Here is a 26,953-nt window from a genome sequence, read left to right as displayed (position 1 = left end):
CCGCGGGCCGGGCGGTGCCGCGATCAGGCGGTGGCGCGCAATGCCTCGGCGGTGGCGCGATAGGCCTCGGCGATGCGCTCCTCGTCGCGGTGGCGGAAGTCGCGCACGACCCACTCGCCGCCGGCGAGCACGTGGCGCACCAGCGGGACGTTGCCGGCGAACAGCCAGGTATCGAGCAGGTGCGACGCATCGCGGCCGGCCAGCAGCGGCGCGTGCTCGTCGAGCACCAGCAGGTCCTCGCGCAGCAAGCGCCCCGCACCATCGATGCCGGCCGCCTGCCGGCCGCCGGCCCAGGCGCCGCCGAACAGCACCTCGCCGGTGCTGGGGGCCTCCGGCCGCACGGCGATGTTGCGGCGGTGCGCGGCCAGGCGCTGGCCGTACTCGAGCCAGCGCAGCTCCTCCACCGGCGAGATCGAGATGTGGCTGTCCGAGCCGATGCCGAACGCGCCACCGGCCGCGAGATAGCGCTTGAGCGGGAACAGGCCGTCGCCGAGGTTCGCCTCGGTGGTCGGGCACAGCCCGGCGACCGCGCCACTGCCGGCCAGCCGGGCCGTCTCGCGATCGGTCAGGTGGGTGGCGTGCACCAGGCACCAGCGGGCATCGACCTCGGCGTTGTCGAGCAGCCACTCGACCGGCCGCGCCTGGCGCAAGGCCAGGCAGTCCTGCACTTCGCCGATCTGCTCGGCGATGTGGATGTGGATCGGCCGGTCGCGCGCCAGGCCCGAAGCCAGCACCGTCCGCAGCGCATCGGGCGGCACCGCGCGCAGCGAATGCAGCGCGATGCCGACGCGCAGCTGCGTCGATTCGAGCGCTCGCAGCCGCTCGACCAGGGCGAGGTAGGCATCCACGGCATGGCCGAATCGTGCCTGCCGGGCGTTGAGCGGCCGGCCGTCGAACCCGCCGGTCATGTACAGCGTCGGCAGCAGGGTCAGCCCGATGCCCGCATCCTGCGCCGCCTCGACCAGGGCCAGCGCCATCGCCGCCGGATCGGCATAGCGGCTGCCGTCGGGCCGGTGGTGCAGGTAGTGGAACTCGCACACGTGCGTGTAGCCGGCCTTGAGCATCTCGACGTAGAGCTGGGTCGCGATCGCGCGCAGCGCTTCCGGACCAATGCGGCCGGCGAAGGCGTACATCACCTCGCGCCAGGTCCAGAAGCTGTCCTCGGCATTGCCCTGGCGCTCGGCCAGCCCCGCCATCGCGCGCTGGAACGCATGCGAATGCAGGTTCGCCAGCCCCGGCAGCACCCAATGGCCGAGGCGGCCGGCACCGGACGGTGCCGCGCCCTGCGCGTGCACGCGCAGGCCGCCGGCGACCCGCTCCAGGCAGGCGCCTTCGAGCCAGCCTTGCGGCGACCAGAGGTGATCGGCGGACCAGGTGGAACCTTGCATGGGCGGACTCCGGCGGCAACAGACGATCGTCTGCGGATTCTGACACGCCGCACGTGCGGGAGGCTCTGCGATAATCGCCGCATGACAACCGAGAACGCCGGATCACCCACCTGGGACGGACTGCTGCTCGACGCGCGGCTGGCGACCCTGGCCGACACCGGTCAACCGTATGGCGCCATCGAGGACGCCGCGCTCGGCTGGAAGGACGGGCACATCGTCTACGCCGGCCCGATGGCCGGCCTGCCCGACGCCCCGCACGCGCTGTCCCGCAGCGTCGAATCGGCCGGGCGCGCCTGGATCACGCCGGGCCTGGTCGACTGCCATACGCACCTGGTCTTCGGCGGCGATCGCGCGCACGAGTTCGAGCTGCGCCTCGGCGGTGCCAGCTACGAGGCGATCGCCCGCGCCGGCGGCGGCATCGCCTCCACCGTGTGCGCCACCCGCGCAGCCGACGAGGATGCCCTGCTCGCGCCATCGCTGGGACGGGCACGGCGGCTGATCGCGGATGGCGCGACCACGCTGGAAATCAAGTCCGGCTACGGACTGGACCTGGCCAGCGAGCGCAAGATGCTGCGCGTCGCCCGGCGCATCGGCGCGGTCACCGGTGCCAGCGTGCGCACCACCTTCCTCGGTGCGCATGCGCTGCCACCCGAGTTCGCCGGCCAACAGGACGCCTACGTCGACCACCTGTGCGAAACGATGCTGCCGGCGATCGCCGCGGAGAACCTGGCCGATGCCGTCGACGCGTTCTGCGAGTCGATCGCGTTCACGCCGGCGCAGACGCGCCGCGTGTTCGAGCGGGCCTGCGCGCTCGGCCTGCCGGTGAAGCTGCACGCCGACCAGCTCTCGGACCTCGGCGGCGCGGCGCTGAGCGCGGAGTTCGGCGGGCTTTCGGCCGATCACATCGAGCACACCGGCGAAGCCGGCGTGCGCGCGATGGCCGCAGCGGGCACCGTCGCGGTGCTGCTGCCGGGCGCGTTCTACGCGCTGCGCGACACCCAGCTGCCGCCGATCGAGGCGCTGCGGCGCCACGGCGTGCCGATGGCGGTCGCCAGCGACCTCAATCCCGGCACCTCGCCGCTGCTGTCGCTGCGGCTGGCGATGAACCTCGCCTGCACGCTGTTCCGCCTGACGCCGGAGGAAGCCCTGCGCGGCGCCACCGTGCAGGCGGCACGCGCGCTGGGACTGGCCGACCGCGGCCGGCTGGCGCCCGGCCTGCGGGCCGACTTCGCGCTCTGGCCGGTCGAGCGGCCGGCCGAACTGTGCTACTGGATCGGCGGCAACCTGGCCGCCGCGGTCTACGCCGGCGGCGTGCGCCTCGCGTGAGCGCCCCGCTGCCGCCGCTGGCCTTGGCACTGCAGGGCGGCGGCGCGCACGGCGCATTCACCTGGGGCGTGCTCGACCGTCTGCTCGACGAGCCGGACTTCACGGTCGAGGCGGTCAGCGCGACCAGCAGCGGCGCACTCAACGCCCTGGCGCTCGCGCAAGGCTGGATGGACGGCGGCCGCGAAGGCGCGCGTACCTGCCTGCGCGCGCTGTGGGAAAGCACGGCCAACCGCACCAGCCTGACGCGCTGGGCGTTCCAGGTCGCACCGGGCGGCCGCGACACCTGGCTGGGGCTGGGCCGCTACCTGACGCCCGAGCAGTTCAATCCGCTCGGCTTCAACCCGATCCGCGACATCGCCGAGCAACTGTTCGACTTCGAACGCCTGCGCCGCGAAGCGCCGTTCGCGATCTACGTCGCCGCCACCCGCGTACGCGACGGCGCGCTGGAACTGTTCGGCCAGGAGCGGCTGAGCGTCGAGGCCGCGCTGGCCTCCACCTGCCTGCCGCAGCTGTTCGCCCCGGTGGAGATCGACGGCGAGCATTACTGGGACGGCGGCTGGGCCGGCAATCCGGCGCTGGAGCCGCTGGTCTACCGGCACGCCAGCAACGACATCCTGTGCGTGCTGGTGCAGCCGCTGTCGCGCGCGCGGCTGCCGGTCACGCCGGCCGAGATCGCCACGCGGGTGGCTGAATTGAGTTTCTCGACGACCTTCCTGCGTGAGCTGGAAGCCTTGCGGCGCGCCCGCGAAGCCCTCGCCGGCGCGTATCCGCTGACCTGGCTGGGCCACCGCTTCAAGACGCTGCGCACGCACCTGATCGAGCCCGGCGACTCGCTCGACGGCTATCACCTGGAAAGCCGGATCAATACGCGACTGGCCTTCCTCGAGGAACTGCGCGAGCAGGGACGCCGCTGCGCCGAGGACTGGCTCACGTCCGGCCGCGATCATCCGGCCGCGATCGGCTGAACCCGGAAACGAAAATCCCCGCCGCAGCGGGGATTTCCACGAGCGGGAAAGCCGGGCCGCTTCAGGCCGACTTCTTGGCCGCCGTCTTGCGCACCGGAGCGGCCGCCTTCTTGACGGCGGTCTTCACGGCCGGCTTCGGCGCAGCGGTACCGGTCGCGGCCGACTTGGCGGCGTGCGGACGGACGTTGCCGTAGCTGCGGATGGCAATCTTTCCCTTACGGGTCTTGCGGTCACCTCGGCCCATCAGGGACTCCTGGATACTGTGGATGCGAAAGTCGCCCAGGATAGCAGCGTCGCGGCGAATCTCAAAGGACGCCCGGGCGCGGGGCGCCCGCGCAGCCGCCGTCGGGCGGGCCGGCGCAGCCGTCGTTCCGGCAGGCGGCGGTTTCCAGCTGGATCGTCGCGTGGCTGATGCCGAAGCGGTCGCGCAGCGTCGCCTGGATCGTGTGGATGGCCCGGTCGGCGACCGCACCGTCGGCCAGCCGCGCGTGCAGGGTCGCCAGGCGGCTGCCGCCGGCCAGCTGCCAGACGTGCACGTGATGGATGCCCTGCACGTCGCCGACCTCCTGTTCGAGCAGCCGCGATACCGCCGCCACTTCCAGGCCTTCGGGAACGCCCTCGAGCAGGATGTGGGCGCAGCGGCGCAACAGGCGCCAGGCGCTGTTGAGGATCAGCAGCGAGACCAGGACCGAGATCACCGGGTCGGCCCAGAGCCAATCGAGCCAGCGGATCAGCAGCGCGGCGCTCACCGCGCCGACCGAGCCGAGCAGGTCGCCGAGCACGTGCAGGCGGGCGCCGGCCGTGTTGACGTCGTCGTGGTCGTGGCCGCCGAGCACCGCCAGCACGATGGCGTTGACCAGCAGGCCCACCAGAGCCACCACCAGCATCGTGCCGGACAGGATCGGCTGCGGGTCGAGGAAGCGATGCGCCGCCTCGAACAGGATCCAGGCCACCAGCAGGATCTGCGACAGCGCGTTGGTGTAGCCGACCAGCACTTCCAGCCGCGCATAGCCGAAACTGCGCCGGGCGTCGGCCGGACGTCGTGCGAACAACACGCCGAGCCAGGCGAACAGCAGCGCCGCCGCGTCGACCAGCATGTGCGCGGCATCGGCCAGCAGCGCCAGCGAGCCGGACACGATGCCACCGATCGCCTCGACGACCAGGGTGATCGTCGTCAGCGCGAACGCGAACAGCAGCCGGCGCGCACGCCGGTCGCCGCCGAGGCGCCCGGTACCCATGCCGTCCCCGGCGTGGCCGTGCCCCTCGTGATGCGCGTGGTGATGGTGGTGGTGATGCGAGCTCATGCGGCGGCATTCTGGATTCATGCCGCCGCGTTACACAATCGCGCGCCAGGCCGTCGTCCGGCACGCAACGGCCGCCACGTCATCGCTCTTGCGTGTCCCGAACGCTGCACGAACGGCGCGGCCTACCGGGGGATTAATGACACGCCCTAGTGCCGGCAGTAGGCGCTGTGGACGTGGCCCCAATGCCCCATGCGCAGGTTGACGATGTGCGCGATGGCGACGAGGGTGCCGCCGGCAGCGAGCAGCACGGCGTGCAGATTGCCGGCATGCTCCAGGTCGATCGCCACGCCGGTCAGCAGCAGCACGACGCCGGGCACCAGGAACCAGAACGCGCGCAGGTGATGATGCCGGCGGAACCCCGCGATCATCGTCGAGAACGCGAGGATCACGGCGAAGACGACGAATCCGCGCTCGAAGGCATGGTCGGCCAGGATGCCCAGGCCCAGGGCCGGCAGCGCCGCCACCACCAGCGGCAGCAGCGCGCAGTGCACCGCACACAGGAACGAGGCGGTCGCACCGAGCCGGTCGGCAGCACGCGTGATCGGGGAGACGGTCTTCGCGACGGTCTGCGGGTCGATGCCGGGCTCGTTCATAGGTGCAACAACATAACATGTGGGGGAAAGGATCGCACCGGCAGGACCGGCCATGACTTCCTGCATTGCTGGCCGTACCGTTGAATTGTTATGGTATAACATATCTGTCAAGCGCGATACCGAAAGCGCGCCCGCAACCCGAGCGGCGCGGGCAGCAGCCGGTATCGGATCCGCCCATCCTTTCCCCCACACGCCGACCGCCATGAACCGCACCCTTCTCGCCCTTTGCATCGCCGCGGCATTCGCCGCTCCGCTTCCGCTGATCGCGGCCGACGCCGACGCGCCCCTCCCCGCGTCCGACGCCGCGCCGCCGGACGGTACCGCCACGCCCGCCGACGGCACGCCGCACCACGACGAGCAGCTCGAAGCGGTGGTGGTGCGCGCCTCGCCGCTGCGCCAGACCAGCGACCAGGTCATCGCACCGGTGGCGGTGCTTTCCGGCGCCGAGCTGGACGACGCCCGCAGCGCGACGCTCGGCGCCGTCGTCGCCCGCCTTCCGGGCGTGCAGACCACCTACTTCGGCCCCGGCGTCGGCCGGCCGGTCGTGCGTGGCCTCGACGGTCCGCGCGTGGGCGTTCTCAACGACGGCATGGCCGCCTCGGACGTCTCCAACGTCAGCCAGGACCACGCCGTGACGCTGGAACCGTTCCTGGCCAACCAGATCGAGGTGCTGAAGGGACCGCGGACGCTGCTCTACGGACCGGGCGCGATTGGCGGCGTGGTCAATGTCGCCGACGGCCGCATCCCCGAGTCGGCGCCGGCCAACGGCGCGACCGGTCGCGCCGAGATCAACGGCGACAGCGTCTCGCACGGCGGTACCGGCATGGCGCGGCTGGATGCCGGCGGCAGCAACTACGCCCTGCACATCGACGGCCTGTACCGCGAGACGCAGGACTACGACACGCCCGAGGGCGTGCTCGAGAACAGCGCGGTCAAGACGCGCAGCGGCGCGATCGGCGGCTCGGTCTTCGGCGACTGGGGCTTCCTGGGCGCCTCGGTATCGCGCTTCCTGACCGACTACGGCGTGCCCAACGGCACGCACTCGCACGACCACGAGCATGAGCACGAACATGCGGCTGGCGGCGACGACGAGCACGAGGAAGAGAACGTCACGATCGGGATGCGCCAGACCCGCTACGACGTCAAGGGCGGCCTGCAGAATCCGTTCGCGGGCATCGAGACGCTGCGCTTCGGCTTCGCGCGCACGGTCTACGACCACACCGAGTTCGAGAACGGCCAGACCGGGACGCAGTTCTTCGCCGACACCAACGAGGCGCGCCTGGAACTGGTCCATGCGCCGCTGGCCGGCTGGCGCGGCGCCTTCGGCGTGCAGGGGACCAACCGCCATTTCGATGCGATCGGCGAGGAAGCGTTCGTGCCGCCGACGCGCAGCGACAACCTCGGCCTGTTCCTGACCGAGCAGCGCGAGTGGGACCGCCTGACGCTGGAACTGGGCGCGCGCGTGGACCGTACGCGGCTCGACCCGACGGCGGCCGCGCCGCACGACCATGAGCACGAACACGCGCACGACGAGGACGACCACCCGATCGGCAAGCGGGACTTCACCTCGACCAGCTTCTCGTTCGGCGCCGGCTGGCGCCTGGCCGATGCCTGGCACCTGAAGCTCAACCTCGACCGCGCCCAGCGCGCACCGGCCGAGGAGGAGCTGTTCGCCGATGGCGCGCACGTGGCGACCAGCACCTGGGAGATCGGCAATGCGCAGCTCGGCAAGGAGACCTCGAACCAGGCCGAGCTGGGCCTGCACTACCACAGCGAATTCGTCGAGGCGAAGCTCGCCGCCTACCTGAACCGCTTCGACGACTACATCTACCTCGCCGATACCGGTACCGAGGAAGATGGGCTGCCGGTGCGCGAATGGACCCAGGCCAACGCCCGCTTCCACGGCCTGGAGGCCGAAGCCACCTTCCACCTCGCCCGCGGCCCGGCCGGCCACTGGGACCTGCGGGTCTGGGGCGACACCGTGCGGGCGCGGCTGGACGACGGCGGCGGCAACCTGCCCCGCATTCCCGCCGCGCGCTTCGGCAGCTCCATCCATTGGAGCAACGACCTGATGCGCGCCAGCCTCGGCGTCGTGCGCTATTTCGACCAGGACCGCGTCACCGCCTACGAGACGCCGACCGACGGTTTCACCCTGGTCGACGCCAACGTCGCCTGGACCGTCCACAGCAGCGATCGCACCAGCGTGGAGCTGTTCGCCAACGGCAGCAACCTGACCAACCAGACCGCGCGGCTGGCCACCTCCTACATCAAGGACGTAGCGCCACTGCCCGGCCGCTCGGTGGTGTTCGGCGTTCGCGCGTTCTTCTAGCAGGATGTCGAAAAAGGGCTTCCTGCCCTTTTCGACTCGTACGGTCGCGGCAGAGCCGCGCCCCGCTCCGCGGATCGACGGCTCGCGCCGTCGCTCCCGGGCGACCCATCCAAAGATCGCGCTGGCGGGCTGTTTCTCGACCGCCCGCAAGCGCGCCGTCGCCCCGGCGCGGCGCGCGTCCCATCGCAGCGCGCCGGCCGGCGTTTCCGAGGAGACAGCGTGTCGAGCCTGTTCCGCTTCGTGTCCGAGCTGCACGGCGAGCGCCCCTGGGGGCACGTGCTCGACGCCGGCACCGGCCGCAACTCGCTGCGCTGGGTGGCCACGCTGTGCAGCGAACGTTGGACCGCCGTCACCGGGGCCGTCGCGATGGCCGCGCAGGCCCGTGCGGCGGCCGGTGCGGCGATGCGGCCGGCCGATCGCATCGTGGTCGGCAACTGGATCGACCCGGGCCTGCTCGCCGGCGAGTCCTTCGACACGGTGCTGGCCGACTACCTGGTCGGTGCGGTCGAAGGTTTCGCCCCCTACGGCCAGGACACCCTGCTGCGACGGCTACGCTCCCTCACGCGCGGACGCCTGTACCTGATCGGCCTGGAGCCGTACGTGCCGCTGCCGGCGCCGGCCGACCCGGGCGGACGGCTGGTCTGGGAGATCGGCCGGCTCCGCGACGCCTGCCTGCTGCTGGCCGGCGAGCGCCCGTACCGGGAATTTCCGCTGGCCTGGGTGCTCGACCGGCTCGCGCGCTGCGGGTTTCGCATCGTCGCCGCGCGCCGCTTCCCGATCCGCTACGGGCGTCGCTTCGTCGACGGGCAGATCGCGATGTGCCGGGAACGCGCGCTGCGGCTGGCGGACCGGACGCTGGGCGCGGCGCTGGATGGACAGGCCCGGGCGTTGCAGGATCGCGCGCTGGCCGTCATCGCCGACAGCGGCGGCCTGCGCCTGGGCGAGGACTACGTGGTCGCCGCCGAACCGGCCTGATGTCAGTGGCTGGCGCAGTCCGCGCAGGTGCCGTGTACTTCCAGTGTCTGGCCGGCCGGGCGGAAACCGTGTTCCTTGGCCTGAAGGTTCAGCAGCCGCGAGACGCGCTCGTCGCAGACCTCGATCGCCGCCGAGCAGACGTCGCAGATCAGGAACGGCACCTGGTGTGCCTCGTTCGGATGATGGCAGCTGACGAAGGCGTTGATCGAGGCGAGCTTGTGGATGAAGCCGTTCTCGAGCAGGAAATCCAGCGCGCGGTAGACCGTGGGCGGCGCCGCGCCGCTGTGTTCGTCCTTGAGCTGGTCGAGCAGGTCGTAGGCCTTGGCGGGCTTCGGCGAAGCGGCGACCAGCTCCAGCACGCGCAGCCGCAAGGGCGTCAGCCGCAGGCCGCGCAGGTCGCAGGTGGAGGCGACCGCCTTGACGAAGGCGCCGGCATCGTGGTGGTGCTCATGGCGGCCGTGGCGTTGGCTGGCTAGGTTGGACATGGCGACCGATATGGTACCACCCGCGCCTCTACCAACCCCGACCGGTCCCCTGGGCGCGTACGACCGAGCGCTGGGAGCGCTGCCCGGCCTTGCGCAGGTCGATGCCGCAGCCGCGGCAGACCTTGGCGCCGCGGCCGTTGCGATGCCCGCACTCGGGACATTCCGGGAGGTTGGGCTTGGCGAAGCCGACGATCAGCCAGCCGATCGGCCCGAGCGCCGCGCCCCACAGCAGGCCGGCCCAGAAGCGTCCGCGCGGCCAGCCGATCAGCGCGCCGACCAGCATGCTGACCAGGGTCAGCCCGATCACCCATCCCCACAGCGTGGGATCGAGCAAGGTCGCCGTGCAGGCGTCGAGCATCTGCTGGACCGCGTCGAGATCCTCGCGATCCAGCCGGTTCAGCGCCGCCAGCGTGCATTCGGTTGCCATGGGATCAGCGCATGCGACGGGCTTTTCAGCCGGCCCGCGCCTTGGCGATCGCCGCGTCGATGCGGCGCAGCGCCTCGTCGCGGCCGGCGAGGAACACGGTCTGGTCGATCGACGGCGACACCTGGGTGCCGGTGATCGCCACGCGCAGCGGCTGCGCCACTTTGCCCATGCCTTCGCCGATCGCGGTCGCCGCATCCTGGATCGCGCCGTGCACCGCCTCGACCGACCACTCGGCCAGCGCGTGGATGCGCGCGTGCACGGCGGTCAGCGCCGGCAGCGCGGTGGCGGTCCTGAGGTGCTTGGCCACGGCGGTTTCGTCGTAGTCCGCCAGCGGTGCGTACCAGACGCGGGCCTTCTCGGCCATTTCCTTGAGCGTCTGCGCGCGCTCGCGCAGGGCGACGATGACGTCGGCCGGCTCCGGACCCGATTCCGGATCGATGCCGGCGGCGCGCAGGTGCCAGACGAAATGCGACACCAGCTCCAGCGGATCGTCGTTCTTGAGGTACTGCTGGTTCAGCCAGGCCAGCTTCTCGGTGTCGAAGCGCGCCGCCGAGTGGTTGACGTCGGCCACGTCGAACAGCTCCACCATCTGTTCGCGCGAGAAGATCTCCTGGTCGCCGTGCGACCAGCCCAGGCGCACCAGGTAGTTCAGCAGCGCATGCGGCAGGAAGCCGTCGTCGCGGTACTGCATGACGCTGACCGCGCCGTGGCGCTTGCTGAGCTTCTGGCCGTCCGCGCCGAGGATCATCGGCAGGTGCGCGAATATCGGCGCCTCGGCTTCGAGCGCACGGTAGATGTTGATCTGGCGCGGCGTGTTGTTGACGTGGTCGTCGCCGCGGATCACCTCCGTGATGCGCATGTCGATGTCGTCGACGACGACGGCGAAGTTGTAGGTCGGGAAACCGTCCGAGCGCAGGATCACCAGGTCGTCCAGTTCCTCGTTGCTCCACTCGATCCGGCCCTTGACCTTGTCCTCGAACACGACGCTGCCGGAGGTCGGGCTCTTGAAGCGGATCACTCGGTTGGGATCGTCGCGGTAGGGCGCGTCGAGGTCGCGGTAATGGCCGTTGTAGCGGGGCTTGGCGCCGCTGGCCAGGGCCGCGTTGCGCATCGCCTCGATCTCGTCCTTGCTCTCGTAGGCGTAGTAGGCCTTGCCGGCGCGGACCAGGTCGTCGGCCACCTGGCGGTAGCGGTCCATGCGCAGGGTCTGGTAGTACGGCCCCTCGTCGTGATCCAGGCCGAGCCAGCTCATGCCGTCGAGGATCGCCTGCACCGCCGCGTCCGTGGAGCGCTCCCGGTCGGTGTCCTCCACGCGCAGTACGAACTGGCCGCCGCGATGGCGCGCTTCCAGCCAGCAGTACAGCGCGGTGCGCGCCCCGCCGATGTGCAGATAGCCGGTGGGACTCGGGGCGAAGCGCGTGCGTACGGTCATTGGACAGCGTCGGGAACGGAAACGGGCGGAAAGTTTACCCAAGCGCCGTCGGCGCCGCTCGCCCGGGACACGTGCCGTGCCGGACGGCTACGGTTCCGCCGCCGTTTCCATCACCCGCCCCGGGGGCTCGACCGCGGCCGTACCCGGCGCGTCCGGCGAGGCCGTGGCCGCGTCCCCGAAGATGCGCGAGTGCAGCGTGATCAACGCGTCGCCCTCACCGCCCGGGTCGAGCCGGATCAGGTAGCCGGGCGTGCGTCCTTCCAGCGCGTCCCCGTAGCGCCGTGCCTCGATCGCGGCCAGCAGCGGCGAGGCGGCCAGGACCACCGCCCCCTCGCGATCGAAGCCCCATTGCCCGTCGGACCGCTCCGCCACCAGGATCCTGCGCATGACACCCCCGCATGCTCACGTATCCTCACATTGTCCTGGACCAGCATCGGCGCGTCGTGCGCAGACCTGCCGAAAAGTGTGGACTTTTGTGCCGATGTGTACCGCGCGAGTGGCGACCCGGCCGATCGCCGCTCAGGCGGCCTTCCGGACCCGCATCGGGCCAGCCGGGCGCCCACTGCCGGCCGCCCGGCGTGCGGCCAGGTCCAGCAGCACGAAGGTGAGCAACCCCAGCACCAGCGGGCCGAGGTAGTGCACGCAGCGATAGGCCAGCAGCGACGCCAGCACCGGCCCTTCGCCGAGCGCGCCGCCCAGCGCACCAAGGAACACGGCCTCGATCACGCCCAGGCCGGCCGGCACGCGCACCACCAGGCCGATGACCGCCGAGCCGAGCAGCGAGACCAGCAGCAGGTCGAAATCCGCCGCCGGCAGCAGGGCATGCAGCGAGGCGGCGCTGGCCAGCCAGGCCGGCACGGAAAGCGCGAACTGGCGCAGTGCCGTGCGCAATGTCGGCAGCTCGACCGCCAGGCCACGCAGCCGCCAGCGCCGGCGCCGTGCGCGGGCACAGGCGTAGGCATAGCCGGCCGCGAGCACGACCAGCACCCCGCCGAGCACCTGCAGGACCGGCGCACCGACGCGCCAGGCCGGCGGCGGCTCCGTGCGCATCAACAGCAGCGCGGCGCCCAGCACCAGCAGGTAGCCCGACCAGTTCGTCAGCAGGTTGAAGGCGACCAGCCGCACGCCGGCCCCGGCCGGGATGCCGCGCGAGGTATAGAGCCGCAGCCGCAGGCCGAGCGCCCCCAGCATCGCGCCGAGGCTGAGATTGCAGGCATAGCTGGCGAAGCCGATCGCGGCAACCTGCCCTCTCGGAAGCGCGACGCCCACCTGCCGCGCCGCGAGCAGCTCGTAGCCGGCATAGAGCGCGTAGCACACTGCACTGCAGGCGGCGGCGGTCAGGACCGCGCGTAGCGGCAGCGCGTCGAGCGCAGCGGCAGCCGCCGGCCAGTCCAGCTCGCAGCCGATCGCGACCAGCATGGCGACGACCGCCACGTAGAACACCGCCACCACGGCGCGCAGTAGCCAACGGCGCGCGACGGTCGGTCTAGGCACGGCGGCGCTTCCCGCCGGCGAGCTCGCGGGTTTCCGGTCGTGCGGGCTCCGCCGGCGCGGCCGCATCGGCGGTCACGTCGAACACCGGCACCGGCGTGCCCGCCGGCATATCGTCCGGAACCGCCGCACGCACTTCGCTGATCCGTGGCGCATGCGCCGGCAGCAGCCCGGCCAGGCGGGGGAAATGCCGCAGCAGGTGGAACAGCACGACCCCGAACACCGGCCTGAGCACCCCGCCCTGCAGCCAGCCGGCGGCATCCACCGGCGTGCACTCCTCGCGCGCGAGCCGCTCCAGGTGCGCATGCAGCCCGGCTGTGAATGCCGTGTCGTGCACCAGCACGTTGGCCTCGAGGTTCATCCACAGGCTGAGCGGGTCGAGGTTGCTCGATCCCACCGTCGCCCAGCCGTCGTCGACCAGCGCGACCTTGCCGTGGAACGGACGCCGGCAGTACTCGACGATGCGCACACCGGCCGGTATCAGGTAGCGGTACAGCGACCGCGTCGCCGCGGTCACCATCGGCATGTCCGGATGCCCCTGCAGGATCAGCAGCACGTCCACGCCGCGCCGCGCGGCGTCACGCAGGGCCTTGAGCAGCCGGTAGCCGGGCAGGAAGTAGGCATTGGCGATGACGATGCGCCGGCGCGCCGCGCGGATCGCGAGACGGTAGTGGTGCTCGATGTCGTCGGTATGCTCCGTGTTGTCGCGCGTGACGAAGGCGACGCGGGCCGGACCGCGCGCCACCGGCGCGGGATCCGGCGGGCGCCGGCCCGGCATCGGTGCGGACCGGCGCCAGCGGCGTGGCGCGGCATCGATCAGCGCGCGGCCGGCGCGGCGGATGTCCGCCACCGCCGGCCCCTCGATCTCGATCGAGTAGTCCTGCTTGGCCTGGGGACCGAAATCGGCCAGGTGGTCGGCCGAGAAATTGATGCCGCCGACGAACGCGCGCTCGCCGTCGACGACGACGATCTTGCGGTGCAGGCGCCGGAACAGGTTGGTCCGCAGGCCGAGCAGCGGCCGCCGTGGATCGAACACCCGCATCCGCACGCCCGCTTCGCGCAGGACCGCCAGGAACGCCGGCGAGAACTGCGGCGAGCCGTAGCCGTCGACGGTCAGGTCGACCGCGACGCCGGCACGGCCGGCCTGCGCCAGCGCATCGCGCAGGCCCTCGCCCACCGCGTCCTCGAACAGGATGAAGGTCTCGACCAGGACCTCGTGCTTCGCCGCGCGGATCGCCTCGAACACGCGCGGGAAGAACGCCTCGCCGTTCTCCAGCAGGCGTACGCGGTTGCCCTCGTGCCATGCCGTCCTCACAGGCGCACCTGCGCGACCAGCGGCACATGGTCGGACAGGTGCGACCAGGGCCGGGTGTCGAGTACCGCCGCTTCCTCGATGTGCAGGCCGCGCACGTAGATGCGGTCCAGCCGCAGCAGCGGCCAGCGCGCCGGAAAGGTGCGGGCCGGCGACCGTTCGCGCGCGGCGAACACCTCGCGCAAGCCGACCTCGTCGAGCGTGTCGCCGATGCGACCGCGCCAGTCGTTGAAGTCGCCGGCCACGATCACCGGCGCGTCGAGTGGAACCGACGTGGCCACGTAGTCGATCAGGCTGCCGATCTGCGAACGGCGCTGGCGCTCGCGCAGGCCCAGATGGACGCAGATCGCGTGCACGACAATGCCCGCGCCGGGCAGCGTCAACGCGCAATGCAGCAGGCCGCGGCGCTCGTGCCGCCCCACCGACACGTCGATGTTGCCGTGCTGCAGGATCGGATACTTCGACAACAGTGCATTGCCGTGGTCGCCCTGCGGATACACGGCATTGCGGCCGTAGGCGAACTGCGGCCACATGCTGTCGGCGAGGAACTCGTACTGCGGCTGGTCCGGCCAGTTCGCGTAGCGGCTGGCATGACGGCGATGGGCGCCGAGGACTTCCTGGAGGAACACCACGTCGGCGCCGCTGGCCCGTACCGCCTCGCGCAGCTCGTGCAGCACGAAGCCGCGGTTGAGGAAACCGAACCCCTTGTGCATGTTGATCGTCAGGATGCGCAGCGATGCCGGCAGCTCGACCACCGGCTCCGGCTGCACTGGCGGCTGGAGGCGCTCGATGTCCATCCGCACCGAGTCTGTCGCGGCCCGCATGAATTGCGCGTATCTCCGGCGCAACCGCCGCCCTGCGCGTTACGGTCCTCGACGCGCCGTCACGGACCGCGAAGCGGCCGGAGTCGTGCGCCCTCGTCGCGGAAGGCGCACAGGCTTCCTCCAGCGTTCAGAATCGAAACGGTACGAACGCATCCGCGCAGACGCCTTCATCCGCACAGACGCGTTCGACCTGGCTACCGGTTCTTCGCACCGCGCCGCAGACGATCGCCGTCCGGATCGTCGGCGCCGCGCTGGCGCTGCGGTTCGCGGTTCGGGTCGTCCTTGCCGCCGGCATGGCGCTGCGGATCACGACCGTGGTCGACCGGGCCGCCTTGGCGCTGTGGCTCCCGGGCCGGCTGCTTTTGGCCACCGGACTTCTGGCCGGCGGTCGGGTGGTTGCTGCCCATGTTCTGTCTCCGATGCACCGACAAGAGCGTCGGCCACGCGATATCAACGCCGGGCGAGTGAATCGCGTCTGAGATTCCGGCCGCTGCGCGCAGCGCGTTTCTCGCCGCTTCAGTGCGCGATGCCGGCCATTCACCGCCCCCCCGGACCAGCGCTGCGTTTGCCGGCCCGCGCTGCCTTGGACGCCTCCGGCCGCGACGCACCTGCCGTCGATGTCCCTGGATGGAACGTCTCGGCGACCCGCCGTCACCTTGCCGGCGAGGGGCTGGCGCGATCGCGCGCCTGGCTAGATCGCCGTTCCCCGCCCGGCGGGCAGTTCGGCCTTGCGCCGATGGAACGCGCCGACCAGCGGCGATGCCATGAACGTGGTCACCAGGGTCATCACGAAGAGCATCGTGAAGAGCTCCGGCCCGATGACACCGGCCTCGAAGCCGATCTTGATGACGATCAGCTCCATCAGGCCGCGGGCATTCATCAGCGCCCCCACCGCCAGGCTGTCGCGCCAGCCGTGGCCGCTCAGGCGCGCGCCGGCCGCACACCCGGCGATCTTGCCGATGATGGCCACCGCCAGCACGACCGCCAGCGCACCCAGGCCGGCGCCGGCGAAGGCGCTGGCGGTCGTGTTCTGACCGGCCAGCGCGAAGACGAGGGGCATGAGGAAAACGACGGCCACCGGCTCGATGCGCATCGTCAGTGCATCGAGCAGGCGATCGTCGCGCGGCAGACTGATGCCGAACAGGAATGCCCCGAAGACAGCGTGCAGCTCGATCCACTCGGCCGCTGCCGCGCAGGCCACGCAGCCGATGACGACCCAGGCGAAAGTGGAGGACGGCAACTCGCTGCCGCCGGGCCGGTGACGCAGCAACCGGGCGTAGAACGGCTTCAGAACCAGGAACACGACCGCGACGAGGCCGATGCCTCCCACGACCGTGAACAGCACCTGCGAGGTCGTGCCGCCGCGCGTGAGCGCCAGGACGAGCGCCAGCAGAACCCAGACACAGCCATCGTCGATGACCGCGGCGCTGAGCGCGAGACGACCAGGAGGCGACCGTGTCAGGTTCTGGTCCCTCAGAATGCGTGCCAACACCGGAAACGCGGTCACCGACATGGCCGCGGCGACGAAGAGAGCGAACGGCCAGAAGCTCACGCCCTCGGGCGCAAACCGCTGGTGCAGAAACGGCGAGATCGCCAGACCGAGCAGCAGCGGCACGGCAATGCCGAGGCCGCCCACCAGGGCCGCGGAGCGAACCTGCGAGCGCGTCCCTTCCGGCGCCCGCAGCTCCAGGCCGACCAGGAACATGAACAGCGCCACGCCGACCGTCGCCAGGCCCGACAGCGCAGGCAGGGACTGCTTGGCGAAGATGACCGCATGCACCTCGGGAAGCCAGGCGCCGAAGACGATCGGTCCCAGCAGCAGGCCTGCCGCCATCTCGCCGATGACGGGCGGCTGGCCGATGCGTTTCAGCACGAAGCCGCAGGTGCGCGACGCGACCAGGATCAGCGCCAACTGCACGAGCAGAAGTGTAGGTGCGTTCAAGGAATACCTTCACAGACAGGGCCGACGAGGCGCCCCGCGATGCTACTCCAAACGGTCGGACCGATCGCAGACATGGCGTACAGGCAGGACGAGCCACCGAGCTCTCGGATTCAATGGATCGCCGTTGGACATCTGGCCGATCGATCGACAAGAAGGCCCCATCGCTGCGGGCCTGGGGGAGGTCCTTGGACAGCGTCGGACCCTGTGGAGACCGGGCCGAAATCGAATGAGCGACACAACGGGCTGATTCTGCTGCCCTGCGTTCGGACCAGCGCGATTGCGTTCCCGCACATGCGCCTTGCATGCCGACGGGGCCGGTGATGAACCCGCGTCACGGGACAGCGGCCGCTGACCGCCCGGCGGGGCGGCTGCCGGTGCCGACACCGCTCGATACCCTGGTACGCTGTCGGCACCCACGCCATCGGGGAGTGTCATGGCATCGGTATCTGTCGGGCGGCACGACGATTGCCGCATGGACGTTCGAGCGGGCTGGCCCGCTTCGCTGATTCTGGCGTTGCTCGTTTTCGCGGAAAGCGCCCAGGGCGCATTGCCGACGATCGCCTGGCCACTGCAGATCGTGCGACCGCCTGGCGCGCATCCCGCGAATTCCGTCCCGACCCAGGTCGTGACGGGAGTCCAGCGCGATGGCATCGATCCCAGTCACGCGCGCTTCGGCGCGGACGTGGAGATCCGCGCCGGACGGCTGTGGATCGGCAGTCCGGGCTACTCCAGCGGCGAGGCGGGAAGTGGAGCCGTCTGGCTGCACGTGCCGCCGGGCTGGGGCGGGGAGCCCGTGGAGCAGCCGCTGCTGCCGCTGGCGCCGCTGCCCGGAACGGGATTCGGCGCCGCCATTGCCGTAGAAGCTTTCAGTAGCGCCTATGTCGCCGTCGTGTCGAAACCGGCCTTCCCGGCTGCCGGCGGCATGCGACTCGGATTCTACGATGCGGTTTCGCCGGATCTTTGGGGCATGGAGACTACGCTGCCGGACATCGGAACGGTCTGGGACGTCGACGTAGCACTGGCCAATACGACCATCGCCGTGACGCGGTACGCATCGGGTGGAGCCGAGGTGCTGATCTACGAGCCGATCTTCTTCCCGCAGCAGCTCGTCCTGAAACAAACCATCGCACTCCCTACTGGTCTCGTATGGCCGCCCGCTGGCTACGGGCGCAACGTGGAGCTTTACACGGACAAGTATCGCTACCAATGGCTGGTTGCAGGTCCGCGCGTCTATCGGCGATGGGGCGACGAAGACTTCGCGCCGACCGGCACGCTGACCGTTCCGACAACGTCCTGGTACGACTTCGGCATCATCACGCGCTATCTGGATACCCTGGTCGTGAGCGGGGCGATCGATTTCCCGGTCATCGGTTTCAGGTTTCAGTTCGATAGCGACGGCAGCTGGTCGGGGGGCTACCCAATGGCCGATCTCAACGGCTATCCGTATGTCGACGGCTGCCTGGCGCTCGCGCTCTTCGAAGAACAGTTCGTCTGCCTGGTCGTCGGTGCGAACGGACCGGAGATCCTGCTGGCGACACCCCAACCGGAAGGCGGATGGAAAGTCATCGGAACCGCGCGTGTTCCCGGCCCGGCGTCCGGCTGGAACTCGCCGTTCTCGATGGCGATGTGGGGTAACTACGTCATCGTGGGCTGGCCGGAAACGGGCGACGAGAACGGGATCGTCGATGCCGGCCAGGTCGTCGTGATGGTGCTCCATGACGGGGTCTTCGCATCCGGCTTCGATTGAAGCGCGCGGGGCGATCAACCCGATGATGGAGCGGGGTCTCGACTCGCCGCAAGGCAGGCGCGGCAGCTCGGCGAGCCGTACGGCCAGGCCTCCCTGGGTTCATCCCGGGCCCGATCGCACGCTTCCCGGCGGGAAGCCGGTGACGCTGCATGCGCAGGCGTCTTGGCCGGCGGAGCAAAGCCGGCGGCTCGTGATTCCCGAACGGCCACCGCGTCCGGTTCGATGGGCCACGGCTGGACGATGCGGGGCGACCGGGCAACAAAAAACCCGCATCGCTGCGGGCTTAGGGGACGTCCTGGGACGTCGTCGAACCATGTTGTGGAGGCCTGAGTCGGAATCGAACCGGCGTACACGGCTTTGCAGGCCGCTGCATGACCACTCTGCCATCAGGCCGATGGCTGCGAAGCTGCTTCTTCGTCGGCCCGGCGCGTACCGGGACGCCGAACCTTGAAAAAAACAAAACCTCGGCGGGCCGAGGTTTTGGTGAAAAGCCTGGAGCGGGAAACGAGACTCGAACTCGCGACCCCGACCTTGGCAAGGTCGTGCTCTACCAACTGAGCTATTCCCGCCCGGGACGCGCATCTTACGGAATGACGCACACGTGTCAACAGAAATTTGCGCGGACGGGCAAAGATCAGCGGATCGACGCGGCCGCGATCCGTGGCTCGCAGCACTGGCGGCCGATGCGCGTGGCGAGCCCGGGTGAGGTTCTCCGCGCGAAATGCGAAAGAAACCGCGCGTTCACGGCACGGCCGCGGCGCTCCTTCATGCGGAGACCGGGGGTCTGGACGCCGGCAATCGCGGCAGCGAGGCCGCAGTCGCGCGAGGAACGGATTCAGACCCGGCCGCTGTCGTTGTCGCGCAGGGCCGGCCAGGCGGCGCGCACGTAGACCAGCGCCGACCAGATCGTCAGCACCGCGGCCACCACCAGCAGCGCCTCGCCGATCCGGTACAACCGCAGCTCCGGCACGTCGCGCTGGTGCAGGCAGACCACGATCGCGACGATCTGCATCGTCGTCTTGAGCTTGCCGATCCAGGCGACGCCGACCTTGGCGCGCTGGCCGATCTCGGCCATCCATTCGCGCAGCGCCGAGATGCTGATCTCGCGGCCGACGATGACCGCGCTGGCGACCGCCATCAGCGCGGTCGGGTTCTGCTGGACCAGCAGGAACAGCGCGACCGCCACCATCAGCTTGTCGGCGACCGGATCGAGAAAGGCGCCGAAGGCGGAGGTGAGGTCGTAGCGGCGCGCGATCCAGCCGTCGAGCCAGTCGGTGACCGCGGCCAGCACGAAGACGCCGGCGGCCGCGATGTTGGACCAGCTCGCGGTCGTCGGGAAATACTCGGGCAGGTAGAAGACGACGACGATGACCGGCAGCAGAACGATGCGAAACAGCGTCAGGATCGTCGGCAGGGTCAATGTCATCGTGCGGTGTCCTTCAGCCGTGGAAGGCTGCATAGATGCGTTCGGCCAGGTCGCGGTGGATGCCCTTGACCTGCATGAGTTCCTCGACACCGGCGGCCGCCAGGCCGGCACGGCCGCCGAAGTGCTTGAGCAGGGCCGAGCGCCGCTTGGCGCCGATCCCCGCGATCTCCTCCAGACTGCTGGCCTCGCGCGCCTTCTCGCGGCGGCCGCGGTGGCCGGTGATCGCGAAGCGGTGCGCCTCGTCGCGCACCGCCTGGACCAGGTGCGAGGCCGGCGACTCCGGTCCAGGCCAGAGCGTGCGGCCGGAGTCGCCCAAGATCAAGGTTTCGTCGCCGGACCGGCGCGCCTCGCCCTTGGCGACGCCGACGACGACGAGGCCCTCGATGCCCAGTTCCGCCAGGACGTCCAGCGCCTGCCGCACCTGGCCCTTGCCGCCGTCGATCAACAGCACGTCGGGCAGCACGCCCTCGCCGTCCCGGATGCGCCGGTAGCGGCGCTGCAGGGCCTGGCCCATCGCCGCGTAGTCGTCGCCCGGCGTGATCCCGGTGATGTTGAAGCGCCGGTATTGGGATTTCTCCGGTCCTTCCGGGCCGAACACCACGCAGGAGGCCACGGTCGCTTCGCCCATCGTATGGCTGATGTCGAAGCACTCGATGCGGCGCGGCGTTTCCTCCAGTGCCAGCAGGTCGCGCAGCGCCTCGAACCGCGTCGCCAGCGTCTGGCGGCTGGCCAGCCGCGCGTCGAGGGCGGCGCCGGCGTTCTTCACCGCCAGTTCGAGGAAGCGCGCGCGTTCGGCGCGCACGCGCGCCTTGATCTCCACGCCGTGCCCGGCCTGCCCGCCGAGCGCCTCGGCCAGCAGGGCGGCCTCGTCCGGCAGGTGGCTGACCACCAGTTCCTCGGGCAGCGGCCGCTCGAGGTAGTACTGCGCGATGAACGAGGCGATCACCGCCGCCGGTTCCGCGTCGCCGCCCAGGCGCGGGAAGAAGTCGCGCGAACCGAGGCTGATGCCGTTGCGGAAGAACAGCACGCTGATGCAGGCGATGCCGTTGCGGATCGCGCAGGCGATCACGTCCATGTCGGCGCTGGCGCCCTGCACGTAGTGGCGCGCCTGGATGCGCTGCAGGGCGGTGATGCGGTCGCGGACGGTCGCCGCGCGCTCGAACTCCAGCGCGGCGCTGGCGCGTTCCATCGCCGCCACCAGCTCGTCGAGCACCAGCTTGCTGCGGCCCTCCAGGAACAGCGTCGCGTGACGCACGCTGGCCTGGTACTCGGCCGCCTCGACCAGGCCGACGCACGGTGCCGTGCAGCGGCCGATCTGGTGCTGCAGGCACGGCCGCGACCGGTTGCGGAAATAGCTGTCCTCGCAGTTGCGCAGCCGGAAGAGCTTCTGCAGCAGGCCGATGCTCTCGCGCACGGCGGCCGCGCTCGGATACGGCCCGAAATAGCGGCCGCCGCCGCTGCGCGCGCCGCGGTGGAAGGCCAGCCGCGGCCAGTCGCCGGCCGTCAGGTGGATGTACGGGTAGCTCTTGTCGTCGCGCAGCAGGATGTTGTAGCGCGGCTTTAGCGTCTTGATCAGCTGCGATTCGAGCAGCAGCGCCTCGGCCTCGGTGCGCGTCAGCGTGACCTCGATGCGCGCGATCTGCGAGACCATCGAGGCGATGCGCGGTTCCAGCCTCGGCTTCAGGAAGTAGCTGCCGACGCGCTTGCGGAGACTGCCGGCCTTGCCGACGTAGAGCAGGTCGCCGCCGGCGTCGAACATCCGGTAGACGCCGGGTCCGTTGCTGAGGGTGCTTACGTACACCTTGCCGTCGAAGACGGCGCGGTCGTCGGTGGCGGTCATCGGGCTGGCGCGTGCTGTGAGGGTTGCAGCCCTCGGCCCGACGGCCGCGCGTCGTGCCGGACCATCGCGCCAGGCGTCTTCCTACTCATCTCGACGTCCATAGCACGCTCTTCTATTCCGCGACCGCGATCCGTTTCGCCGATCCGCTGCCCAGGTCGATGCGGACGATCTCGTGGTGGCCGGTATTGGCCAGCCACAAGGCGCCGCCAGCCACCGACAGCCCGCCCGGTTCGCAGAACCGGTAGTCCACCTCCAGCCGGTGGACCTTGCCGGTCGCCGGATTGGCCAGCTTGACCGCGCCGTTGTAGCTGTCGGCGACGAACAGCACGCCGCGCGGACCGGCCGCGACCGCCAGCGGATGCTGCAGGCGCGCCGCCTCGCAGGGACCGACGGCGTCGCCGAAGTCGTAGAGTCCGGCACCGACCCAGGTCGACACGCGGCGGTCGGCCAGGCGCACCAGGCGGATTGCGGAAGCCGCCGCATCGGCGACCGCGAGCTGGGCCGTCGCCACGGCCAGCCCGCTGGGCTGGGCGAAGCAGGCCGCCTCGCCGAGGCCGTCGACACGGTCGAGCGCGCCGCCGCCGGCCAGCACGCTGGCGCGCCGGCCGATCAGGTCGACCTGCCAGATCTGGTTGAGGCCGGTCATCGCGATGTAGAGGTGATCGGCCACCACGGCCAGGTCGGTCGGCGCGCAGGCCGCCAGCCCGTGCAACGCGGCGTCGCCGATGCGCGGGTAGCCGGGCGCGCCGGTGCCGAGCACGGTGCGGACCTCGCCGTCCGCCAGGTCGACGCTGCGCACGGCGTGGTTGCCGCGATCGGCGACGTACAGTTGGTCGCGATGCAGCGCCAGCCCCTGCGGATCGCTGAACGCCGCCGCCTCGCCACGGCCGTCGAGCCAGCCGGTGTGACCGGAGCCGAACATGCGCAGCACGCGGCCGTCGTGGTCGCATTCGAGCACGCGATCGCGGCCGCTGTCGGCCACGTAGAGCAGGCGCTCGGTCGCCAGCAGCTTGCCCGGGAAACGCAGCGACGTGCGCGGCTCCGGGCGCACCGCCGGTACCGCGCTCTCGAACCGGCGCAGCCCCTGCTCGGCCGCCTCGTCCAGGAGCGCTGCCACCAGGGCGTCGAGCTGCTCGAGGTTGCCGGCGCCGGCTACGCGGGCGGCCAGGCGGCCGTCGGCGTCGACCACGGCGACCGTCGGCCAGGCGCCGACACCGTAGTCGCGCCAGGCCAGGAACTGCGGATCGCTGGCGACCGGATGGTCGATGCGCAGGCGATTGACCGCCTTGAGCACCACGGCGGACGCGCACTGCGCGCCGTACTTCGGGCAGTGGATGCCGACGATGCTGAGGCCGTCGTGATGCCGTGCCTGCAGCACGGCCAGGTCCTGCACGAGATTGGCGCAGGGGATGCTGTCGCCGCTCCAGAACCACACCAGGACGACGCGTCCGCGCAGCGTGGCCAGGCGCGGCGGGTCGTCGCTGTTGACCCACTCGAGGCCGGCCGGTAACTCCGGGGCGACCGGCCGCACCGAACTCATCGCGCCGCTTCCCGGCAGCCCTGCAGCCGCGCGGCCAGCGCAGCGACACCGTCGCGCGCCAGCGCCAGCACCTGCTCGAAGTCGCGCGACGCGCCGTAGTAGGGATCGGGCACCTCGTCGAGGCTGGCAAGGCCCGCGAACGGCAGGAACAGCCCGATCCGGTCGCGCGCCGCCGCCGGGCAGATCCGGCCGAGCGCGCGCAGGTTGGTCGCGTCCATCGCCAGCAGGTGGTCGTAGTCGGCGAAGTCGGCGGCGGCGACCTGCCGCGCGCGGTGCGCCATCATCGGATAGCCGGCCGCCTCGGCGACGGCGATCGCGCGCCGGTCCGCCGGCTTGCCGACGTGATAGTCCTCGGTGCCCGCCGAGGCGACGGCGGCCGGCAGGCCCGCCCGCGCCAGCTCGACCCGCGCGACCGCCTCGACGGTCGGCGAGCGGCAGATGTTGCCCATGCAGACGAACAGGATCCGCATCATGCCGCAGTCCCGGCCAGCAGCCGCTCGACGCGGGCGCGATCCTCGGCGGTGTCGACGCCGGGCGGGAACGGCTCCGGCGCCAGGCCGACCGCGATGGCGTGCCCGTGCTCGAGCGCGCGCAGCTGCTCCAGCGACTCGGCCTCCTCCAGCGGCGTGCGCGGCAGGGCGGCGAACGCGCGCAGGAAGCCGGCGCGATAGGCGTAGATGCCGATGTGGCGCAGGAACGGCACGCCGGCCGGCAGCAGGTCGCGCCGTGCGGCGAACGCATCGCGCGGCCACGGCAGCGGCGCGCGGCTGAAATACAGCGCCCGGCCGTCGGCCGCGCGCACCAGCTTGACGCAGTTGGGATCGAACAGCTCGGCCGCCGATGCCAGCGGCGTGGCCAGTGTCGCCATCGGCGCGCTGCCGGCGGCCAGCGTCGCGGCGACGGCGCGGATCCCGCTCGCCGGCGCGAGCGGCTCGTCGCCCTGCAGGTTGACGACGATCGTGTCGTCCGGCCAGCCCAGCTGTGCCGCGCATTCGGCCAGGCGGTCGCTGCCCGAGGCATGATCGGCGCCGGTCAGCGCGACGCGCACGCCGGTGCCGTCCAGGGCGCGGCCGATCCGCTCGTCGTCGGTGGCGACGACCACCTCCGATGCACCGGCGGCCAGCGCACGCCGGGCCACGTGCACGACCATCGGCACGCCGCCGATCGGCAGCAGCGGCTTGCCCGGCAGCCGGGTCGACCCGTAGCGGGCGGGAATGGCGACGACGAAACGGAAAGGCAGTGGGTCCATCGGTGGTACGTTCCGGGCAACCCGGCCAGCGTAATCGACACGACCGGCGAACGACAGTCCGCCGGACATGAACGGCACCCGGCTCCCGCGCGCCGGCAGCGGGCGCCGCGCCGGCGCAGCGGCTACCATACGCGCGCTTTTCCGCCCCTCGACCGGCCCCGCCCCACGTGAACGTCCCTGCCCCGGCCGCCGCCTCGCCGCTGCCCCTGCGCGCGGCGCTGCTGATGGTCGCCAGCGCCTGCCTGTTCGGCCTGATGGCGATAGCGATCCGCTACGCCTCCCGCCAGTTGCACCCGTTCGAGATCGCGTTCTTCCGCTGCCTGTTCGGCGCGCTGTTCGCGCTGCCGCTGCTGCGGGTCCACGGCCTGTCGATCCTCAAGACCGACAAGTTCGGCTTCTACGTCGCGCGCTGCATGATCGGCATGCTGTCGATGCTGGCCGGCTTCTGGGCGATCGTCCACCTGCCGCTGGCGCAGGCGATCGCGCTGTCGTATTCCTCGCCGCTGTTCGTCACGATCGGCGCCGTGCTGTTCCTCGGCGAGGTCGTGCGGCTGCGCCGCTGGAGCGCGGTCGTCGCCGGCTTCATCGGCGTGCTGGTCATCATGCGGCCGAACGGCGAAGGCTTCGCGATCGACAGCCTGGTCGCGATCCTCGCCGCGGCGATGAGCGGCATGGTGACGATCAGCATCAAGTTCCTGTCGCGCTCGGAGCCGCCGGACCGCATCGTGCTGCTGACCACGATGCTCTGGGTACCGCTGTCGCTCGGCCCGGCACTGACCGTCTGGCAGTGGCCGCAGCCGGGCATCTGGCCGTGGCTGGTCCTGGCCGGCGCGCTCGGCACCGGCGGCCACTACTGCTGGACGCGCGCCCTCAAGCTGGCGGATGCCTCGCTGCTGGCACCGCTGAGCTACCTGCAGCTGCTGGTGGTCGCCGGCCTGGCCTGGCTGCTGTTCGACGAGAACCTGGACGGCTACACCGCGCTCGGTGCCGCCATCATCATCGGCGCCAGCCTCTACATCGCCCGGCGCGAGGCGCGCCTGGCGCGCCAGCGGCGCGAGGAGCCGGTCGTGGTGCGGTCCGAGCCCCAGGCCTAGCTATTGCCGCGGCGCGTAGCGGCGCGCGACGTAGTCGTCGACCACGCCGACGAACTCCTGCGCGATGTTCTCGCCGCGCAAGGTCATCGCCTTCTCGCCGTCGATGAAGACCGGCGCCGCCGGTGCCTCGCCGGTGCCCGGCAGCGAGATGCCGATGTTCGAGTAGCGCGACTCGCCGGGTCCGTTGACGATGCAGCCCATGACCGCCAGCGTCATGTTCTCGACGCCGTCGTACTTGATCCGCCATTCCGGCATCTTGGCCCGCACGTGGTCCTGCACCGTGCGCGCCAGCTCCTGGAAGAACGTGCTGGTGGTGCGGCCGCAGCCCGGGCAGGCCGTCACCAGCGGCGTGAACGCGCGCAGGCCCATCGTCTGCAGCAGTTCCTGCGCGACGATGACCTCGCGCGTGCGTGACTCGCCCGGCTCCGGCGTCAGCGAGATGCGGATCGTGTCGCCGAGACCTTCCTGCAGCAGGACGGCGAGCGCGGCCGCCGACGCGACGATGCCCTTGGAGCCCATGCCGGCCTCGGTCAGCCCCAGGTGCAGGGCGTAGTCGCAGCGGGCGCCCAGGTCGCGGTAGACGGCGATCAGCTCCTGCACGCCGGAAACCTTGCACGACAGCACGATGCGCTCGCGCGGCAGGCCCAGCTCCTCGGCGCGGGCCGCCGAATCGAGCGCCGAGCGGATAAGGGCCTCGCGGGCGACGCGGGCCGCGTCCCAGGGCTGCGCGCGCCGGCTGTTCTCGTCCATCTGCGCGGCGACCATCGCCTGGTCGATCGAGCCCCAGTTGGCGCCGATGCGGACCGGCTTGCCGTGGCGCAGCGCGGTCTCGATGATCGCCGCGAACTGCGTGTCCTTCTTCTTGCCGAAGCCGACGTTGCCGGGATTGATCCGGTACTTGGCCAGCGCCTCGGCACAGGCCGGCTCGCGCTCCAGCAGCAGATGGCCGTTGTAGTGGAAGTCGCCGATCAGCGGCACCGAGCAGCCGGTCATCGCCAGGCGGTCGCGGATCCTCGGCACGGCGGCCGCGGCCTCGGCGGTATTGACGGTCAGCCGCACCAGCTCCGACCCTGCCCGCGCCAGCTCGGCCACCTGCCGGGCGGTGCCGACGATGTCGGCGGTATCGGTATTGGTCATCGACTGCACGACCACCGGGCCGTCGCCGCCGATGCAGACAGCGCCGATGGGCACGCCGACGCTGCGGCGACGCGCAACGGGGCCGGCAGGAAGCGAAACGGTCGGATCGGTGGCTGTGGACATCGTG

At 71.0% G+C, this 26,953-nt stretch carries 25 protein-coding genes and 2 tRNA genes; 6 read left to right on the top strand and 21 right to left on the bottom strand.

What is annotated here, in order from left to right; translation table 11 throughout:
* Positions 1-23 precede the first annotated feature (23 nt).
* Positions 24-1,388 carry a formimidoylglutamate deiminase gene (locus tag I596_RS06765; RefSeq protein WP_067645747.1) on the bottom strand — a complete coding sequence of 455 codons (1,365 nt, stop codon included), beginning with the start codon at positions 1,386-1,388 and terminating at the stop codon, positions 24-26.
* A gap of 81 nt (positions 1,389-1,469) precedes the next feature.
* Between I596_RS06765 and hutI the strand changes: the two genes are divergently transcribed.
* Together hutI and I596_RS18725 are read left to right on the top strand one after the other, a co-directional pair.
* Entirely contained in the window at positions 1,470-2,714 is a 1,245-nt protein-coding gene (hutI, locus tag I596_RS06760) for an imidazolonepropionase (protein ID WP_067645744.1), read from the top strand.
* Entirely contained in the window at positions 2,711-3,679 is a 969-nt protein-coding gene (locus I596_RS18725) for a patatin-like phospholipase family protein (RefSeq protein ID WP_067645743.1), read from the top strand. Before hutI ends, I596_RS18725 begins: the two co-directional genes overlap by 4 nt.
* Positions 3,680-3,740: 61 nt before the next feature.
* Here I596_RS18725 and I596_RS06750 read toward each other — a convergent pair whose 3' ends face one another.
* The 3 genes from I596_RS06750 to I596_RS06740 form a co-directional block, all read right to left on the bottom strand.
* Positions 3,741-3,923 carry a 30S ribosomal protein THX gene (locus tag I596_RS06750; RefSeq protein WP_067645742.1) on the bottom strand — a complete coding sequence of 61 codons (183 nt, stop codon included), beginning with the start codon at positions 3,921-3,923 and terminating at the stop codon, positions 3,741-3,743.
* 61 nt (positions 3,924-3,984) lie between these two features.
* Positions 3,985-4,983 (bottom strand): cation diffusion facilitator family transporter, encoded by a 999-nt coding sequence (locus tag I596_RS06745; protein WP_067645739.1) that lies wholly within the window; start codon positions 4,981-4,983, stop codon positions 3,985-3,987.
* Positions 4,984-5,129: 146 nt separating this feature from the next.
* Positions 5,130-5,576, bottom strand: a complete 447-nt coding sequence (locus tag I596_RS06740) for a MerC domain-containing protein (RefSeq protein ID WP_083965421.1) — start codon at positions 5,574-5,576, stop codon at positions 5,130-5,132.
* A 202-nt stretch (positions 5,577-5,778) separates the two neighbouring features.
* Between I596_RS06740 and I596_RS06735 the strand changes: the two genes are divergently transcribed.
* Positions 5,779-7,905: a TonB-dependent receptor gene (locus tag I596_RS06735; protein WP_067645737.1), complete on the top strand. Its 2,127-nt coding sequence runs from the start codon at positions 5,779-5,781 to the stop codon at positions 7,903-7,905.
* A 219-nt stretch (positions 7,906-8,124) separates the two neighbouring features.
* Complete coding sequence (locus I596_RS06730; RefSeq protein ID WP_067645735.1) at positions 8,125-8,880, top strand: hypothetical protein; 756 nt, start codon at positions 8,125-8,127, stop codon at positions 8,878-8,880.
* Between the two features lie 2 nt (positions 8,881-8,882).
* Here the strand turns inward: I596_RS06730 and I596_RS06725 are convergent, their stop codons facing one another.
* The 9 genes from I596_RS06725 to I596_RS06685 form a co-directional block, all read right to left on the bottom strand.
* On the bottom strand, positions 8,883-9,365 hold the full coding sequence (locus tag I596_RS06725) for a Fur family transcriptional regulator (RefSeq protein ID WP_067645733.1): 483 nt from the start codon (positions 9,363-9,365) through the stop codon (positions 8,883-8,885).
* A gap of 28 nt (positions 9,366-9,393) precedes the next feature.
* Entirely contained in the window at positions 9,394-9,792 is a 399-nt protein-coding gene (locus I596_RS06720; RefSeq protein WP_067645731.1) for a hypothetical protein, read from the bottom strand.
* Between the two features lie 25 nt (positions 9,793-9,817).
* Entirely contained in the window at positions 9,818-11,224 is a 1,407-nt protein-coding gene (gltX, locus tag I596_RS06715) for a glutamate--tRNA ligase (protein WP_067645729.1), read from the bottom strand.
* An 87-nt stretch (positions 11,225-11,311) separates the two neighbouring features.
* Positions 11,312-11,611: a hypothetical protein gene (locus tag I596_RS06710; RefSeq protein WP_067645727.1), complete on the bottom strand. Its 300-nt coding sequence runs from the start codon at positions 11,609-11,611 to the stop codon at positions 11,312-11,314.
* Between the two features lie 132 nt (positions 11,612-11,743).
* Entirely contained in the window at positions 11,744-12,718 is a 975-nt protein-coding gene (locus I596_RS06705; protein WP_190279005.1) for a lysylphosphatidylglycerol synthase transmembrane domain-containing protein, read from the bottom strand.
* The gene (clsB, locus tag I596_RS06700; protein WP_067645723.1) at positions 12,711-14,030 is read right to left on the bottom strand and encodes a cardiolipin synthase ClsB; all 1,320 of its coding nucleotides are present in this window, start codon (positions 14,028-14,030) and stop codon (positions 12,711-12,713) included. The genes I596_RS06705 and clsB overlap by 8 nt, the downstream gene beginning before the upstream one ends.
* Complete coding sequence (locus I596_RS06695; RefSeq protein ID WP_343123797.1) at positions 14,027-14,851, bottom strand: endonuclease/exonuclease/phosphatase family protein; 825 nt, start codon at positions 14,849-14,851, stop codon at positions 14,027-14,029. Before I596_RS06695 ends, clsB begins: the two co-directional genes overlap by 4 nt.
* A gap of 194 nt (positions 14,852-15,045) precedes the next feature.
* Positions 15,046-15,258: a hypothetical protein gene (locus I596_RS06690; protein WP_067645718.1), complete on the bottom strand. Its 213-nt coding sequence runs from the start codon at positions 15,256-15,258 to the stop codon at positions 15,046-15,048.
* A gap of 284 nt (positions 15,259-15,542) precedes the next feature.
* Positions 15,543-16,793 (bottom strand): cation:proton antiporter, encoded by a 1,251-nt coding sequence (locus I596_RS06685; RefSeq protein WP_067645716.1) that lies wholly within the window; start codon positions 16,791-16,793, stop codon positions 15,543-15,545.
* Between the two features lie 472 nt (positions 16,794-17,265).
* Here I596_RS06685 and I596_RS06680 point away from each other — a divergent pair, with 472 nt between their 5' ends.
* Positions 17,266-18,540: a hypothetical protein gene (locus I596_RS06680; protein WP_067645714.1), complete on the top strand. Its 1,275-nt coding sequence runs from the start codon at positions 17,266-17,268 to the stop codon at positions 18,538-18,540.
* A gap of 319 nt (positions 18,541-18,859) precedes the next feature.
* Here I596_RS06680 and I596_RS06675 read toward each other — a convergent pair.
* From I596_RS06675 to kdsB, 7 genes are all read right to left on the bottom strand, one after another.
* Positions 18,860-18,933: transfer RNA gene (locus I596_RS06675), tRNA-Cys, on the bottom strand.
* Between the two features lie 100 nt (positions 18,934-19,033).
* Positions 19,034-19,109 (bottom strand) — tRNA-Gly (locus I596_RS06670).
* A gap of 266 nt (positions 19,110-19,375) precedes the next feature.
* Positions 19,376-19,966, bottom strand: coding sequence for a CDP-diacylglycerol--glycerol-3-phosphate 3-phosphatidyltransferase (gene pgsA, locus I596_RS06665; RefSeq protein WP_067645713.1), 591 nt, complete (start codon positions 19,964-19,966; stop codon positions 19,376-19,378).
* A 13-nt stretch (positions 19,967-19,979) separates the two neighbouring features.
* Positions 19,980-21,806, bottom strand: coding sequence for an excinuclease ABC subunit UvrC (gene uvrC / locus I596_RS06660; protein WP_067645711.1), 1,827 nt, complete (start codon positions 21,804-21,806; stop codon positions 19,980-19,982).
* Positions 21,807-21,918: 112 nt separating this feature from the next.
* Positions 21,919-23,346: a thioredoxin-like domain-containing protein gene (locus I596_RS06655; RefSeq protein WP_067645709.1), complete on the bottom strand. Its 1,428-nt coding sequence runs from the start codon at positions 23,344-23,346 to the stop codon at positions 21,919-21,921.
* Positions 23,343-23,819 carry a low molecular weight protein-tyrosine-phosphatase gene (locus I596_RS06650; protein WP_067645707.1) on the bottom strand — a complete coding sequence of 159 codons (477 nt, stop codon included), beginning with the start codon at positions 23,817-23,819 and terminating at the stop codon, positions 23,343-23,345. The genes I596_RS06655 and I596_RS06650 overlap by 4 nt, the downstream gene beginning before the upstream one ends.
* Positions 23,816-24,595, bottom strand: coding sequence for a 3-deoxy-manno-octulosonate cytidylyltransferase (gene kdsB / locus I596_RS06645; protein WP_067645705.1), 780 nt, complete (start codon positions 24,593-24,595; stop codon positions 23,816-23,818). The genes I596_RS06650 and kdsB overlap by 4 nt, the downstream gene beginning before the upstream one ends.
* Positions 24,596-24,762: 167 nt before the next feature.
* Here kdsB and I596_RS06640 point away from each other — a divergent pair, with 167 nt between their 5' ends.
* On the top strand, positions 24,763-25,689 hold the full coding sequence (locus tag I596_RS06640) for a DMT family transporter (RefSeq protein ID WP_067645703.1): 927 nt from the start codon (positions 24,763-24,765) through the stop codon (positions 25,687-25,689).
* On the opposite strand, the gene ispG is transcribed toward I596_RS06640, so the two are convergent.
* Positions 25,690-26,949 (bottom strand): flavodoxin-dependent (E)-4-hydroxy-3-methylbut-2-enyl-diphosphate synthase, encoded by a 1,260-nt coding sequence (gene ispG, locus I596_RS06635; RefSeq protein WP_067645701.1) that lies wholly within the window; start codon positions 26,947-26,949, stop codon positions 25,690-25,692.
* Positions 26,950-26,953 lie beyond the last annotated feature (4 nt).

The organism is Dokdonella koreensis DS-123 (assembly GCF_001632775.1).
Classification (GTDB): domain Bacteria; phylum Pseudomonadota; class Gammaproteobacteria; order Xanthomonadales; family Rhodanobacteraceae; genus Dokdonella; species Dokdonella koreensis.
This window is presented reverse-complemented; position numbering and strand designations above follow the sequence as displayed.

Bases quoted from the DNA above. Each gene is read 5' to 3' on its own strand.
- pgsA (WP_067645713.1), bottom strand. From the start codon at position 19,966: ATGACATTGACCCTGCCGACGATCCTGACGCTGTTTCGCATCGTTCTG.
- I596_RS06725 (WP_067645733.1), bottom strand. From the start codon at position 9,365: ATGTCCAACCTAGCCAGCCAACGCCACGGCCGCCATGAGCACCACCAC.
- I596_RS06750 (WP_067645742.1), bottom strand. From the start codon at position 3,923: ATGGGCCGAGGTGACCGCAAGACCCGTAAGGGAAAGATTGCCATCCGC.
- I596_RS06745 (WP_067645739.1), bottom strand. From the start codon at position 4,983: ATGAGCTCGCATCACCACCACCATCACCACGCGCATCACGAGGGGCAC.
- I596_RS06690 (WP_067645718.1), bottom strand. From the start codon at position 15,258: ATGGGCAGCAACCACCCGACCGCCGGCCAGAAGTCCGGTGGCCAAAAG.
- ispG (WP_067645701.1), bottom strand. From the start codon at position 26,949: ATGTCCACAGCCACCGATCCGACCGTTTCGCTTCCTGCCGGCCCCGTT.
- hutI (WP_067645744.1), top strand. From the start codon at position 1,470: ATGACAACCGAGAACGCCGGATCACCCACCTGGGACGGACTGCTGCTC.
- I596_RS06695 (WP_343123797.1), bottom strand. From the start codon at position 14,851: ATGCGGGCCGCGACAGACTCGGTGCGGATGGACATCGAGCGCCTCCAG.
- I596_RS06765 (WP_067645747.1), bottom strand. From the start codon at position 1,388: ATGCAAGGTTCCACCTGGTCCGCCGATCACCTCTGGTCGCCGCAAGGC.
- kdsB (WP_067645705.1), bottom strand. From the start codon at position 24,595: ATGGACCCACTGCCTTTCCGTTTCGTCGTCGCCATTCCCGCCCGCTAC.
- I596_RS06740 (WP_083965421.1), bottom strand. From the start codon at position 5,576: ATGAACGAGCCCGGCATCGACCCGCAGACCGTCGCGAAGACCGTCTCC.
- I596_RS06650 (WP_067645707.1), bottom strand. From the start codon at position 23,819: ATGATGCGGATCCTGTTCGTCTGCATGGGCAACATCTGCCGCTCGCCG.
- I596_RS06735 (WP_067645737.1), top strand. From the start codon at position 5,779: ATGAACCGCACCCTTCTCGCCCTTTGCATCGCCGCGGCATTCGCCGCT.
- I596_RS06720 (WP_067645731.1), bottom strand. From the start codon at position 9,792: ATGGCAACCGAATGCACGCTGGCGGCGCTGAACCGGCTGGATCGCGAG.
- gltX (WP_067645729.1), bottom strand. From the start codon at position 11,224: ATGACCGTACGCACGCGCTTCGCCCCGAGTCCCACCGGCTATCTGCAC.
- I596_RS06710 (WP_067645727.1), bottom strand. From the start codon at position 11,611: ATGCGCAGGATCCTGGTGGCGGAGCGGTCCGACGGGCAATGGGGCTTC.
- I596_RS06655 (WP_067645709.1), bottom strand. From the start codon at position 23,346: ATGAGTTCGGTGCGGCCGGTCGCCCCGGAGTTACCGGCCGGCCTCGAG.
- uvrC (WP_067645711.1), bottom strand. From the start codon at position 21,806: ATGACCGCCACCGACGACCGCGCCGTCTTCGACGGCAAGGTGTACGTA.
- I596_RS06680 (WP_067645714.1), top strand. From the start codon at position 17,266: ATGGACGTTCGAGCGGGCTGGCCCGCTTCGCTGATTCTGGCGTTGCTC.